This window comes from Burkholderia sp. R-40, from assembly GCF_049942845.1.
Lineage (GTDB): Bacteria > Pseudomonadota > Gammaproteobacteria > Burkholderiales > Burkholderiaceae > Burkholderia > Burkholderia ambifaria.
On record NZ_CP187967.1, the window covers coordinates 3,127,279 to 3,140,245 of the forward strand.

Below are 12,967 nucleotides of genomic sequence, written 5' to 3' on the forward strand. Positions count from 1 at the left end.
TCATCCGCATCCGCGGCGCGTTTCCCGCGCCACGGTGCGAGGCAGCGCCAACCGTCGCTCCTGCCGCCCGTCTTCGCTCGCGACTTGAGACCCGAGGTCCCGAAGATGAAGCGCAACCCGCAAGACAAGTACCGTCCGTTCGAACCCGTCCGCCTCAATGGCCGCCGCTGGCCGACCCGCACCATCGAGCGTGCGCCGGTCTGGATGAGCACCGACCTGCGCGACGGCAACCAGTCGCTGATCGAGCCGATGAGCATCGAGCAGAAGCTGGAATTCTTCGACATGCTGGTTGCGATCGGTTTCAAGGAAATCGAAGTCGGTTTTCCGTCGGCGTCGCAAACCGACTTCGATTTCGTGCGCAAGCTGATCGACGACAAGCGCATCCCCGACGACGTGACGATCGAAGTGCTCGTGCAGTCGCGCGAAGACCTGATCGCGCGCACCTTCGACGCGCTCGAAGGCGTGCCGCGCGCGATCGTGCACCTGTACAACGCGATCTGCCCGTCGTTCCGCCGCATCGTGTTCGGGATGTCGAAGGACGACGTGAAGGCACTCGCGGTCGACGGCACGCGGCTCATCAAGGAACATGCGGCGGCCCGCCCGGACACACACTGGACCTACCAGTACTCGCCGGAAACCTTCAGCATGACCGAACTGACGTTCGCGCGCGAAGTGTGCGACGCGGTCGCGCAGGCCTGGCGGCCGACCCGCGATCACAAGATGATCGTCAACCTGCCGGCGACCGTCGAAGCCGCGAGCCCGAACGTGTTCGCCGACCAGATCGAGTGGATGGACCGCAATCTCGCGTATCGCGACAGCATCGTGCTGTCCGTGCATCCACACAACGATCGCGGCACCGCGGTCGCGGCCGCCGAACTCGCGCTGCTCGCGGGCGCCGATCGCATCGAGGGCTGCCTGTTCGGCAACGGCGAGCGCACCGGCAACGTCGATCTCGTCACGCTCGCGCTGAACCTCTATACGCAGGGCATCGACCCGGGCCTCGATTTCTCCGACATCGACGCGGTGCGGCGCGTGGTCGAGCGCTGCAACCAGATCCCCGTGCATCCGCGCCATCCGTACGCGGGCGACCTCGTGTTCACAGCATTCTCCGGCTCGCACCAGGACGCGATCCGCAAGGGTTTCGCGCAACAGCGGCCCGACGCGGTGTGGGAAGTGCCGTACCTGCCGATCGACCCGGCCGACCTCGGCCGCAGCTATGACGCGGTGATCCGCGTGAACAGCCAGTCCGGCAAGGGCGGCGCGACGTTCCTGCTCGAGCGCGGGATGGGCTTCACGCCGACGCGCCGCGTGCAAATCGAATTCAGCCACGCGGTGCAGACGCTCGCCGACGCGTCCGGCGAGGAAGTGACCGGCGATGCGATCTGCGCGCTGTTCGCCCGCGAATTCTTCGAGACCGCCGGCCCGGCCGCGCGCCACGGCGACGCCGCGCGCTGGCAGAACCGCGACATCGCGGCCGCGCCGCCGGCCGACGCGACGCCCGAAGATGCCGTGCGGCGGATGGTCGCGGCCTTCGCGACGGCGGCCGGCGCGACGATCGATGTCGCGTCGTGCGAACACGCGCGCACGACGGACGGCAGGATCGCGGTATCGGTCGGCTGCCGGATCGGCGATGCGCCGCTGCGGCATGGCGTCGGGGTGCACGCCGACGCGGCGAGCGCCGCGCTCGACGCGGTCGTCAGCGCGATCAACCGCTCGGCCTGGCACTGCGCCGATCGACGCGCGGCGGCCTGAGCAGCGGGTTTCACTTCAGGGTTCGAACGTCAGGGAGCGGGCGTGACCGCTCGTGCGCCGCGCGATCCGCGTCGCACGGGCCAATAAAAAGCGGCCCAGGAGGCCGCTTCGGTGGGGACATGAAAAGGAGCGCCACGCGCGCTCATGTCTCGGTCGCGCACCGCGTCGCCTGCCACGCCAGCAGGCGCCAGTGGCCCTGCTCGTGGGTGTGGACGGCCGTATAGGCGATCGGAAACACCAGCCCGCCGTTGTTCGTTTCCATCTCGATCAGCGCGCGCCCGGTGACGACGCACGTGGCGTCGCCGAGGGTCAGCAGATCCTGCGACTGGATTTCGATCTGGCGATAGCGGCGGCGGCCGGCGACGATTGCGTCGATGAACTGCTGCTTGGTTTCGCGTTTGCCGTTGGTGTGCACGAAGAACACCTTGTCCGACAATTGCGCGTCAAGCGCCTCGCCATCGCCGTCGACCATCGCCCGGAACCGATCGCGCTCGAGTGCGCGAATCGCATCGACCACCTTCGTCATCGCCTGACTCCTCGGCAACGCGCCCGCCGTGCGCGGGCGTGCGGATCAGAAGTTGTACTGCACGTAGAACTGGTGGAAATTTATACCAGGATTCGGCTCTTTGATACCCGCGTTAGACACATGTTGAAAACGGTAACCGAGCTGATACTGTTGGCGTTCTCCGAACTGCGCGCCGACGCCGACCACATCCGCGAACTGGAAGGAGGTCGACAACGACAGATCGTTCGAGATCGTCGGATGGGTGAGGAAGCGGATGCCGGCGCCGGCCTCGATGAACGGGCGAACCTGGCCCGCGCTCTTGATGAAACGGAACATCGGCGTCGCGCCGAACTCCCCGATATTGGCGTGAACGTTGCCGCCCGTATGCCAGTAGCCGGCGTGGCCCTCCATCACGAACGTGAAGTGCCAGCCGCCGATTTCCCACCAGTTCCAGCCCGGATCCCACACCACCGCGAGATCGGCCTTGTCGATCCCGTGGCGATCGGAAAAACCGCCGCCCGCCTGGATTCCCCAGCGGTCCGCGAACGCGGCCCCCGATCCGCCCAGCAGCGATGCCGCCAGCAGCGCATCCAGCGCAAGCCGGCGAGGGGACCGGCGATTCTTCTTATTGTTCATCTGACACTCCAACTTTGCGGGTTGAATGGAGCCTTGCCGCAGCGGCCGGCCCGAGCGAACTGAATGGTATGGTAAAGGACTTTTCGGATCGGCATCACGAAGCGAAATTGTTTGCTTCCAAAACTACAAAAATCGAAAACGTCTACTGATTACCATCAGAAACAACGGTTTACGGAACTTCTCCCCGTACCCCTAGTCGCAAATTAGACTATCGACTCGACAAGTTCGATAGAAAAACCGGGAACTCGGATGCCCACGCGCCCTCTAAGGATTAGCACTCGGATTCCGGGAGTGCTAAGATGGGCCCCGGAATCTCATCCGAGACCAGGGGTTTGTCCCTGATTCCAAAGGAGTTTTTTAGTGAGCCACGCCCTGACCCTTCCGAACACCCTGAGCCCGACGCCGGCCAAGGCCGCATCGGCAGGCTCGCTGGCGCTCGCAACTCAATCGATGTTGCCAGGCCAGCTTGGCAACATCGACGCGTATATCCAGGCCGTCAACCGGATCCCGCTGCTGACCGCCGAGGAAGAACGCCGCTATGCGACCGAATTCCGCGAAGACAACAACCTCGACTCGGCCCGCCGCCTCGTCCTGTCGCACCTGCGGCTCGTCGTGTCGATCGCGCGCAACTATCTCGGCTACGGCCTGCCGCACGGCGACCTGATCCAGGAAGGCAACATCGGCCTGATGAAGGCGGTGAAGCGTTTCGACCCGACGCAAAACGTGCGCCTGGTGTCGTACGCGATCCACTGGATCAAGGCCGAGATCCACGAGTACATCCTGCGCAACTGGCGGATGGTGAAGGTCGCGACGACGAAGGCGCAGCGCAAGCTGTTCTTCAACCTGCGCAGCCACAAGAAGAGCATGCAGGCGATGACGCCCGAGGAAATCGACGGCCTCGCGCAAGAGCTCAACGTCAAGCGCGAAGACGTCACCGAGATGGAAACGCGCCTGTCGGGCGGCGACATCGCGCTCGAGGGGCAAGTGGACGACGGCGAGGAGTCGTATGCGCCGATCGCCTACCTGGCCGATTCGCACAACGAGCCGAGCGCCGTGCTCGCCGCGCGTCAGCGCGACATGCTGCAGACGGACGGCATCGCGCAGGCGCTCGAGGCGCTCGACGCACGCAGCCGCCGGATCATCGAGGCGCGCTGGCTGAACGTCGACGACGACGGCTCGGGCGGCTCGACGCTGCACGATCTCGCGGCCGAATTCGGCGTGTCGGCGGAACGCATCCGCCAGATCGAAGCGAGCGCCATGAAGAAGATGCGCACCGCCCTCGCCGAATACGCATAAATCCGCGATTCAGCACGCTTCACCCAAAACCGCTGCCCGACCGGCAGCGGTTTTTTTTCGTCTGTCGTTTGTCTGTCGTCTCGCGCGTCGCCGCGCTAATTAATCGACGTTATTGACCGGCTATCGGCCGGTTTCCCGCCCCATCCGCATACCGTTGATCTACCTCAAGTTTTGACCCGCGATTCGCGACGGTCTGCCGCAGCGCGGCACTCGGCAGCGGAAAGCCGGCGTTTTAAAATTGGCATGTCGGCTTAAAAGGATTAAAACAGCTTAAGTGCCGTCATAAATCCGACGTAAAGTCGCCCCAAAACCCACGTAAATCGATTCAGGATAATCGCCTTGATCTCGATCAACAAAGAGCCTGCGCCGCCTCCCCCGCAGGCCGCCGGCACGATCGGCTGGCGCGCGCGCATCGCCGCGTGGGCGCGCGGCCCGACCCTCATGCGCGACATCACGCTGGTGCTGATCGTCAAGCTGATCCTCCTGATGTCGCTCAAATACGCATTCTTCAATCATCCGCAGGCCGAGCACATGTCGCTGCCGCCTGCCGTCGTCGCCGAGAAGCTGCTCTCGGTGCCGGCTCCTGCATCTACCGAGGGAGACCACCATGATAAGTAGCGAAGTCGTCGATCTGTCACGTCTACAGTTCGGCATCACGGCGCTCTACCACTTCCTGTTCGTGCCGCTGACGCTCGGCCTGTCCTGGCTGCTCGTCATCATGGAAGCCGTCTACGTGATGACGGGCAAGCAGGTCTACAAGGACATGACCCAGTTCTGGGGCAAGCTGTTCGGGATCAACTTCGCGATGGGCGTGACGACCGGCATCACGCTCGAATTCCAGTTCGGCACGAACTGGTCGTACTACTCGCACTACGTCGGCGACATCTTCGGCGTGCCGCTCGCGGTGGAAGGCCTGATGGCGTTCTTCCTCGAATCGACGTTCGTCGGCCTGTTCTTCTTCGGCTGGAACCGCCTGTCGAAGATCAAGCACCTGATGGTCACGTTCCTCGTCGCGCTGGGCTCGAACCTGTCGGCGCTGTGGATTCTCGTCGCGAACGGCTGGATGAACAACCCGGTGGGCGCGGCGTTCAACTACCAGACGATGCGCATGGAGATGACGAGCCTGTTCGACGTGCTGTTCAACCCGGTCGCGCAGGTGAAGTTCGTGCACACCGTGTCGGCCGGCTACGTGTCGGCGGCGATGTTCGTGCTCGGCGTGTCGTCGTGGTACCTGCTGAAGAAGCGCGACGTCGACTTCGCGCTGCGCTCGTTCGCGGTCGCGGCCGGCTTCGGCCTCGCGGCGACGCTGTGCGTGATCGTGCTCGGCGACGAATCGGGCTATACGACCGGCGAAGTGCAGAAGATGAAGCTCGCCGCGATCGAATCCGAATGGGAAACGCAGCCGGCGCCCGCGTCGTTCACGCTGATCGGGATTCCGAACCAGGAAGCGCAGCGCACCGACTATGCGATCAAGATCCCGTACGCGCTCGGCCTGATCGCGACGCGCTCGATCGACGAGCCGGTGATCGGCCTGCGCGAGCTCGCGAAGCGCAGCGAGGAGCACATCCAGAGCGGGATGCTCGCGTACGGCGCGCTGCAGAAGATCAAGCAGGGCGACACGAGCGACGCGACCCGCGCGTTGTTCGACCAGCACAAGCAGTATCTCGGCTACGGGCTGATGCTCAAGCAGTTCACGCCGAACGTGACGGACGCGACGCCCGAGCAGATCAAGGCCGCCGCGAAGAAGACGATCCCGCCCGTCGCGCCCGTGTTCTTCTCGTTCCGGATCATGGTGGCCCTGGGCTTCCTGTTCGTCGCGACGTTCGTTGCCGCGTTCTGGTTCTGCGCGCGCCGCGAGCTGCTGCAGGACAACCGCCGCTGGTTCCTCCGCTACGCGGTGTGGGCGATTCCGCTGCCGTGGATCGCGATCGAATTCGGCTGGATCGTCGCCGAGCTCGGCCGCCAGCCGTGGACGATCGCCGGCGTGCTGCCGACGCATCTGTCGGCGTCGAGCCTGCAGCCGAGCGACCTGTACCTGAGTCTCGCTGGCTTCATCCTGTTCTACACCGCGCTGTTCGTCATCGAGATCAAGCTGATGTTCAAGTACGCGCGCCTCGGCCCGTCGTCGCTGCATACCGGCCGCTATCACCACGAAATCGCCGCCGGCGAGCGTGCCACGGTTTGAGCACGCACCCGCAACGGAACAAGGAATCGCTATGGACTATGCAACTCTCAAGCTGATCTGGTGGCTGCTCGTCGGCGTGCTGCTGATCGGCTTCGCCGTCACCGACGGCTTCGACATGGGCGCCACCGCGCTGCTGCCGTTCCTCGGCAAGACCGACGACGAGCGCCGCATCATCGTCAACACGGTCGGCGCGACGTGGGAAGGCAACCAGGTGTGGCTGATCACGGCCGGCGGCGCGATGTTCGCCGCGTGGCCGCTCGTCTACGCCGCGTCGTTCTCCGGCTTCTACTTCGCGATGCTGCTCGTGCTGTTCGCGCTGTTCTTCCGGCCGGTCGGCTTCGACTATCGCAGCAAGCGGCCCGACCCGCGCTGGCGCGCGGGCTGGGACTGGGGCCTGTTCGTCGGCGGCTTCGTGCCGGCGCTGGTGTTCGGCGTCGCGTTCGGCAACCTGCTGCAGGGCGTGCCGTTCAAGTTCGACAGCGACCTGCGCGTGACCTACTACGGCGGCTTCTGGGCGCTGCTGAACCCGTTCGCGCTGCTCTGCGGGCTCGTCAGCCTCACGATGCTCGTCGCGCACGGCGCCGCGTTCATCAAGATGAAGACCGACGGCGTGATCGCGCGCCGCGCGTCGATCGCGCTGCGCGTGTCGGCGCTGCTGGCGGTCGTGCTGTTCGTGCTGGCCGGGGTGCTGGTCGCGTCGACGATCGGCGGCTTCCACATCACGCACGCCGCGCCGAACGACACGGTCGCGAACCCGCTGCTGAAGGATGTGGCCGCCGGCTCGGGCCTGTGGCTCGCGAACTACGGCGAGTATCCGTGGATGATGGCGGCGCCGCTGGTCGGGATCGCGGGCGGCCTGCTCGCGCTCCTGCTCGCCGGCTCCAGGCAGGAAAAGACGGCGTTCTTCTGCACCGGCCTGATGATCACCGGCGTGATCCTGACCGCGGGCTTCTCGATGTTCCCGTTCATCATGCCGTCGTCGCTCGACCCGCGCAGCAGCCTGACCGTGTGGGATTCGACGTCGAGCCACATGACGCTGCAGGTGATGCTGTTCGCGGTGATCGTGTTCCTGCCGATCGTCCTGCTCTATACGAGCTGGGTCTATCGCGTGATGCGCGGCAAGGTCACGCGCCAGACGCTCGAAGAGAACGAACACTCGATGTATTGAACCCGGCCGGGGGCGCGCACGCGCCCTCGCCCACCGTTTCGCAAGGAGTCGGACCATGTGGTATTTCAGCTGGATTCTCGGTATCGGCGTCGCGCTGTCGTTCGGCATCGTCAACGCGATGTGGCTCGAAGCGCGGCAGAAGCCGCAGGAAGCGCCGGTGCGCGCACGGCACGACTGACGCAGCGCGGCGGCGGCGCACCTCGCCGCGCCGCCGCCGCTGCATCCGGAACGAACCTCGCTTCATGCGAGGTTTTTTTTCGTCCGGACACTTGGGGGCGAGCGCGGCCGGTCGATCCCAATTTAGCGCCAGATTGATACCACTTGAATACCAATAAAAGGTTTCATATGATCGTTGGACGCGGCCGCCAACAGGCCGAATCCATTTGAGTGGGGGAGACATGCGAATCCCGTGTGGGGCGCGCGCCTGCGCGTCGCGTCGCCGCTTGCGTGCGGCGGCTGCTTGCCGGGTGACGGCGCTCGCCGTTGCCGTCGCGCACGACCACCCCGATACCACCGGCGACGTGCGCATCGACGCCGCCGCCTCTGCCACCCCTTCCCAATGAACGCGCCGACGTGCCCTCGCCGATCGGATCGGCACGCGTGCCCGCCTCCCGTTCCGTAACGCACGCGACTCGCGTGCCGAATACGTCCGGCGCGACCGCCTCGCGCCGGGCGCAGGTGTCCCCGCAGCTCCGTTGAAAGACCCGACCGCGGCGACGTCGTCCCACGACGCCGCGACGCCCCCCTTTTTTCTCAGGAGTTCGAATGAAGAGCACGTTGCCCTCCCTGCTGACCGGCTTGCTGATCGCGGCGCTGTTGCCGGCCGCGACCTGCGCCGCGCCGGTGCAAACCGCCGCCGGCGCGATCGCCGGCACCGCCCGGGCGGCCATGCAGCCGGCCGATCTCGCGGCATTGCTGTCGAACGGCCTCGCGTTGCGCGTGTCCGTGGACAACAACCACGCAGCCGCGGCCGGCGTGCCGTGTGCGGACCTCGGCGCCGACGGCGCGGCCTGCGCGACGGGCCGCCTCTTTCTGCAGAACCGCGGCCACCAGCCGATCGCCGACGGCGGCTGGAAGCTCTACCTGCACAGCATCCGCCGCCTGCTGCGAATCGACCGTCCGGGCTTCGCGCTGCGCCGGCTCACCGGCGACCTGTACGAGCTGACGCCGCAGCCGGGATCGGTACGGCTCGCGCCCGGCGAACGCATCGAGCTGCCGTTCGTCGCCGAATACTGGGTGCGGCGCTACAGCGACGTGATTCCGCGGCCGTACGTCGTCGTCGACGGCGCATCGCCCGCGGTGCTCCGCTACAACGACACTGACAACGAGCTTCGCTACGTCGAATCGCTGCCGGCCGACGCGCAGAACAACTCGACGGGCAACGCGCCGGCCGTCGCCGCGCGGCCCGACGCGAGCCGCGCGCTGCCGAGCGTGAAGCGCGAGCACCCGCTGCCCGGCGCGCTCGATCTGCGCGGCGTCGAGCTCTTGCTGGCCGGCCTGCCCGACGCGCAGGTCGCGGCGCTGCGCGAGCGCGCGACGACGCTCGGCCTCGACGGCGCACGCGTGCCGGTGCTCGGCGCGGTCGCACCGCGTCGGCTGCCGGCCGACATCGCGACGCCGGGCGGCTACCGGCTCGCGATCGGGCCGCGCGGCGTCCTCATCGAAGGCTACGATCGCGCCGGCCTCTACTACGGCGTGCAGACGCTGTTCTCGCTTGCGCCGGCCGGCGGCGGCACGGTCCCGGCGCTGCTCATCGAGGATGCGCCGCGCTTCACGCATCGCGGGATGCACGTCGATCTCGCGCGCAACTTCAAGCAGCCGGCGACGCTGCGCCGCCTGATCGACCAGATGAGTGCGTACAAGCTCAATCGCCTGCACCTGCACCTGTCGGACGACGAAGGCTGGCGCATCGAGATTCCCGGCCTGCCCGAGCTGACCGACATCGGTGCGCGCCGCTGCCACGATCCGAGCGAGACGCGCTGCCTGCTGCCGCAACTCGGCTCCGGACCCGACAATCGCTCGGGCGGCGGCTACCTGACGCGCGCCGACTACGTCGCGCTCGTGCGCTATGCGGCCGACCGCTTCATCGACGTGATTCCCGAAATCGACATGCCCGCGCACGCGCGCGCGGCCGTCGTGTCGATGGAGGCGCGCTACCGCCGGCTGCATGCGGCCGGCCGCGATCAGGACGCGAACGCGTACCGGCTGCTCGATCCGCAGGACACGTCGAACCTGACGACGGTGCAGTTCTACGACCGGCGCAGCGACCTGAACCCGTGCGTGCCGGGCGCGCTCAACTTCGCGTCGAAGGTGATCCGCGAGATCGCGGCGATGCATGCGGACGCGCAGGCGCCGCTGCGCATCTGGCACTACGGCGGCGACGAAGCGAAGAACATCCTGCTCGGCGGCGGCTTCCAGCCGTTGAACGGCACCGATCCGAACAAGGGGCGCATCGACCTCGCCGCGCAGGACAAGCCGTGGGCGCGCTCGCCCGCGTGCACGGCGCTGCTCCAGCGCGGCGAGATCAAGTCGATCGACGAGCTGCCGACGCGCTTCGCGAAACAGGTGAGCGCGGCGGTCGACGCGAACGGGATCGGCACGATGGCCGCGTGGCAGGACGGCATCAAGCATGCGAACGGGCCGCAGGACTTCAGCACGCGGCATGTGATGGTGTCGCTGTGGGACACGATCTTCTGGGGCGCATCCGACAGCGCGCGCGACCTCAGCGGCAAGGGCTACCAGACGGTGCTGGCGCTGCCCGATTACCTGTACTTCGACTTCCCGTACACGCTGAACCCGCGCGAGCGCGGCTATTACTGGGGCTCGCAGGCAACCGACGAGTACAAGGTGTTCTCGCTCGCGCCGGAGAACCTGCCGCAGAACGCCGAAGTGATGGGCGATCGCGACGGCAACGCGTTCGAGGTGACCGGCACGGGCCCCGCGCCGCGCATCGAAGGTATTCAGGGGCAGGCCTGGGGCGAGGTGATGCGCAACGACACGTTCCTCGAGTACATGGTGTATCCGCGCCTGCTCGCGCTCGCCGAACGCGCGTGGCACCGCGCCGACTGGGAGCTGCCGTACACGGCCGGCGTGCGCTACAAGCGCGGCGACACGCACCGCGTCGACACGGCCGCGCTGCAGCGCGACTGGGCCGGTTTCGCGACGCTGGTCACGCAGCGCGAATTGCCGAAGCTCGACCGTGCCGGCATTGGCTATCGGAAGCCGACTTTCACGGTGACGAACCCGTGAATGGTCGAGCGGCTGTGCGGTCGAGCGGTCGAGCGGTCGAGCGGTCGAGCGGCTGAGCGGCTGAGCGGCTGACCGGCTGACCGGCTGACCGGCTGACCGCCGACCGCCGACCGCCGACCGCTGACCGCTGACCGCCGACCGCTGACCGCCGACCGCCGACCGCTGAGCGGCTGAGCGGCTGACCGGCTGAGCGGCCGATCAGTCGACGAGCGGTCGAGGGATCGAGTGTTCGAGCCGCTGAGCGGCTAAGCGGCTGAGCGACTGACCGGCTAAGCGATGCGCGATGCGCGATGCAGACGAACGCATCGCCCATACGCCCCCACCAATGAAAAACGGCTTGCGACGCATCGCAAGCCGTTTTCGTTTTGCTGCCCTGCGACCCGGCGGACCGGGCCGCCCTCAGCGCATCAGGCCGGTTGCGCGGCCGCGCCGCCGCCCGTCGACGGCAGACGTGCGCCGAGCTGTTCGGCGTAGCGTGCCGCCGCGTTGCCGCAGACGATATGGAACGTGTCCGGCGACACCCATGCGACATCGAGTGCACCGAGGCGATCCCGATCGACCGCCGATGCGTCGCGCACGACGACACGCAGACGCGTGGTCGCGATCGCGTCGAGCGTTGCGACGTTGGTCGCGCCGCCGAACACCGCGAGCCAGCGCAGCGGATCGGGATCGAGCGGGCCGGCCGCCGCGCCCGTGACCGGCTGCGCGGCCGCGGCCGTGGCCGGCGCCGCGGCGCCGCTTGCGCCGCTGCCGATCGCCGAGCGCATCTCGTCGGCAATGATGTCGGCCTCGGGCCCGATGATCACCTGCACGCTGTTGCCGCCGCGCTTGAGCACGCCGCGCGCGCCGATCGACTTCAATTCAGGCTCCGACACCTTCTCCGGATCGACGACGCTCAGGCGCAGGCGCGTCGTGCATGCGTCGACGACCGTCAGGTTGCCCGCCCCGCCGAGCGCGGCGATGTAGCGCAGCGCACGCGGCGCGGCCGCCGCGGCACCGGCAGCCGGCGCGACGAAACCGCCCGACGCGAACGACTCGGTCGCCGCATCGGCCGAGGCCGGCTCGCGGCCGGGCGTCGCCATGTTGAACTTGCGGATGAAGAAGCGGAACAGCCCGTAGTACGCGACACCGTACGCGATGCCGAGCGGAATCGCGATCCAGCCCTTCGTCGACAGCCCGTAGTTCAGCACGTAGTCGATCGCGCCGGCCGAGAACGTGAAGCCGAGCTTCACGCCGAGCAGCTGGCAGATCGCGAGCGACAGCCCGGTGAGCACCGCGTGGATCACGTACAGCACCGGCGCGAGGAACATGAAGCTGAATTCGATCGGCTCGGTCACGCCGGTCAGGAACGACGTGAGCGCCATCGAGAACAGCAGGCCGCCGACCATCGCGCGGCGCTCCTTCGGCGCTTCGTGCAGCATCGCGAGACACGCGGCCGGCAGGCCGAACATCATGATCGGGAAGAAGCCGGCCATGAAGGTGCCCGCGGTCGAATCGCCCGCGAAGAAGCGGTGCAGGTCGCCGTGCACGATCTCGCCGCCGGCCGGCGGCGTGAAGTTGCCGAACACGAACCACGCGAGCGAGTTGATGATGTGGTGCAGGCCCGTGACGAGCAGCAGGCGGTTCAGGAAGCCGAACACGAACGCACCGATCGCGCCCGCCGTCGTGAGCCACTGGCCGGCCGCGTCGATCGCATGCTGGACCGGCTGCCACACGTAGCCGAACACGATGCCGAGTATCACGCACGCGAGCCCCGTGATGATCGGCACGAACCGCTTGCCGCCGAAGAACGCGAGGTAGTCCGGCAGCTTGATGTCCTTGTAGCGGTTGTACAGCAGCCCCGCGACCACACCCGCGATGATCCCGGACAGCACGCCCATGTTCAGCTTGGGATCGATGTCCTTCATGATCGCGGTTTCGATCAGGTAGCCGATCGCGCCCGCAAGTGCCGCCACGCCGTTGTTGTCCTTCGCGAACCCGACCGCCACGCCGATCGCGAACAAGAGCGGCAGGTTGTCGAAGATCGCGCCGCCGGCGTCGGCGATCATCTTGATGTTGAACACATCCGGCTGCCCGAGCCGCAGCAGGATGCCGGCGACCGGCAACACCGCGATCGGCAGCATCAGCGCCCGGCCCAGGCCCTGTATCTTCAGAAACGGATTCCCGTCCATTCAGT

The 12,967-nt window shown here is 66.9% G+C and carries 10 protein-coding genes; 7 read left to right on the top strand and 3 right to left on the bottom strand.

Going from position 1 to position 12,967, the window contains the following annotated elements:
- The first annotated feature begins 105 nt into the window (after positions 1-105).
- Positions 106-1,752 carry a 2-isopropylmalate synthase gene (gene leuA / locus ACP26O_RS14470; protein ID WP_175665606.1) on the top strand — a complete coding sequence of 549 codons (1,647 nt, stop codon included), beginning with the start codon at positions 106-108 and terminating at the stop codon, positions 1,750-1,752.
- 142 nt (positions 1,753-1,894) lie between these two features.
- On the opposite strand, the gene ACP26O_RS14475 is transcribed toward leuA, so the two are convergent.
- Together ACP26O_RS14475 and ACP26O_RS14480 are read right to left on the bottom strand one after the other, a co-directional pair.
- Positions 1,895-2,278, bottom strand: a complete 384-nt coding sequence (locus ACP26O_RS14475; protein ID WP_011657982.1) for a nuclear transport factor 2 family protein — start codon at positions 2,276-2,278, stop codon at positions 1,895-1,897.
- Positions 2,279-2,323: 45 nt separating this feature from the next.
- Positions 2,324-2,893 carry an acyloxyacyl hydrolase gene (locus ACP26O_RS14480; protein WP_011657983.1) on the bottom strand — a complete coding sequence of 190 codons (570 nt, stop codon included), beginning with the start codon at positions 2,891-2,893 and terminating at the stop codon, positions 2,324-2,326.
- 360 nt (positions 2,894-3,253) lie between these two features.
- On the opposite strand from ACP26O_RS14480, the gene rpoH reads away from it, so the two are divergent.
- The 6 genes from rpoH (at position 3,254) to ACP26O_RS14510 (ending at position 10,791) form a co-directional block, all read left to right on the top strand.
- A complete protein-coding gene (rpoH, locus tag ACP26O_RS14485) occupies positions 3,254-4,189 on the top strand; it encodes an RNA polymerase sigma factor RpoH (protein WP_175656262.1) in 936 nt (311 codons plus the stop codon).
- Between the two features lie 339 nt (positions 4,190-4,528).
- Entirely contained in the window at positions 4,529-4,807 is a 279-nt protein-coding gene (cydP, locus tag ACP26O_RS14490) for a cytochrome oxidase putative small subunit CydP (protein WP_012364745.1), read from the top strand.
- Entirely contained in the window at positions 4,797-6,374 is a 1,578-nt protein-coding gene (locus tag ACP26O_RS14495; protein ID WP_175662513.1) for a cytochrome ubiquinol oxidase subunit I, read from the top strand. Before cydP ends, ACP26O_RS14495 begins: the two co-directional genes overlap by 11 nt.
- A 31-nt stretch (positions 6,375-6,405) precedes the next feature.
- A complete protein-coding gene (gene cydB, locus ACP26O_RS14500) occupies positions 6,406-7,542 on the top strand; it encodes a cytochrome d ubiquinol oxidase subunit II (protein ID WP_006753297.1) in 1,137 nt (378 codons plus the stop codon).
- A 55-nt stretch (positions 7,543-7,597) separates the two neighbouring features.
- Positions 7,598-7,720, top strand: a complete 123-nt coding sequence (cydX, locus tag ACP26O_RS14505; RefSeq protein WP_175665607.1) for a cytochrome bd-I oxidase subunit CydX — start codon at positions 7,598-7,600, stop codon at positions 7,718-7,720.
- 587 nt (positions 7,721-8,307) lie between these two features.
- Positions 8,308-10,791 (top strand): family 20 glycosylhydrolase, encoded by a 2,484-nt coding sequence (locus tag ACP26O_RS14510; protein WP_175665608.1) that lies wholly within the window; start codon positions 8,308-8,310, stop codon positions 10,789-10,791.
- A 407-nt stretch (positions 10,792-11,198) separates the two neighbouring features.
- On the opposite strand, the gene nagE is transcribed toward ACP26O_RS14510, so the two are convergent.
- Complete coding sequence (gene nagE / locus ACP26O_RS14515; RefSeq protein ID WP_175665609.1) at positions 11,199-12,962, bottom strand: N-acetylglucosamine-specific PTS transporter subunit IIBC; 1,764 nt, start codon at positions 12,960-12,962, stop codon at positions 11,199-11,201.
- Between the last annotated feature and the right edge of the window lie 5 nt (positions 12,963-12,967).

Excerpts from the sequence above, each read along its gene's own strand:
- ACP26O_RS14475 (WP_011657982.1), bottom strand. The coding sequence starts at position 2,278 with ATGACGAAGGTGGTCGATGCGATTCGCGCACTCGAGCGCGATCGGTTC.
- nagE (WP_175665609.1), bottom strand. The coding sequence starts at position 12,962 with ATGGACGGGAATCCGTTTCTGAAGATACAGGGCCTGGGCCGGGCGCTG.
- ACP26O_RS14495 (WP_175662513.1), top strand. The coding sequence starts at position 4,797 with ATGATAAGTAGCGAAGTCGTCGATCTGTCACGTCTACAGTTCGGCATC.
- ACP26O_RS14510 (WP_175665608.1), top strand. The coding sequence starts at position 8,308 with ATGAAGAGCACGTTGCCCTCCCTGCTGACCGGCTTGCTGATCGCGGCG.
- cydB (WP_006753297.1), top strand. The coding sequence starts at position 6,406 with ATGGACTATGCAACTCTCAAGCTGATCTGGTGGCTGCTCGTCGGCGTG.
- leuA (WP_175665606.1), top strand. The coding sequence starts at position 106 with ATGAAGCGCAACCCGCAAGACAAGTACCGTCCGTTCGAACCCGTCCGC.
- cydX (WP_175665607.1), top strand. The coding sequence starts at position 7,598 with ATGTGGTATTTCAGCTGGATTCTCGGTATCGGCGTCGCGCTGTCGTTC.
- ACP26O_RS14480 (WP_011657983.1), bottom strand. The coding sequence starts at position 2,893 with ATGAACAATAAGAAGAATCGCCGGTCCCCTCGCCGGCTTGCGCTGGAT.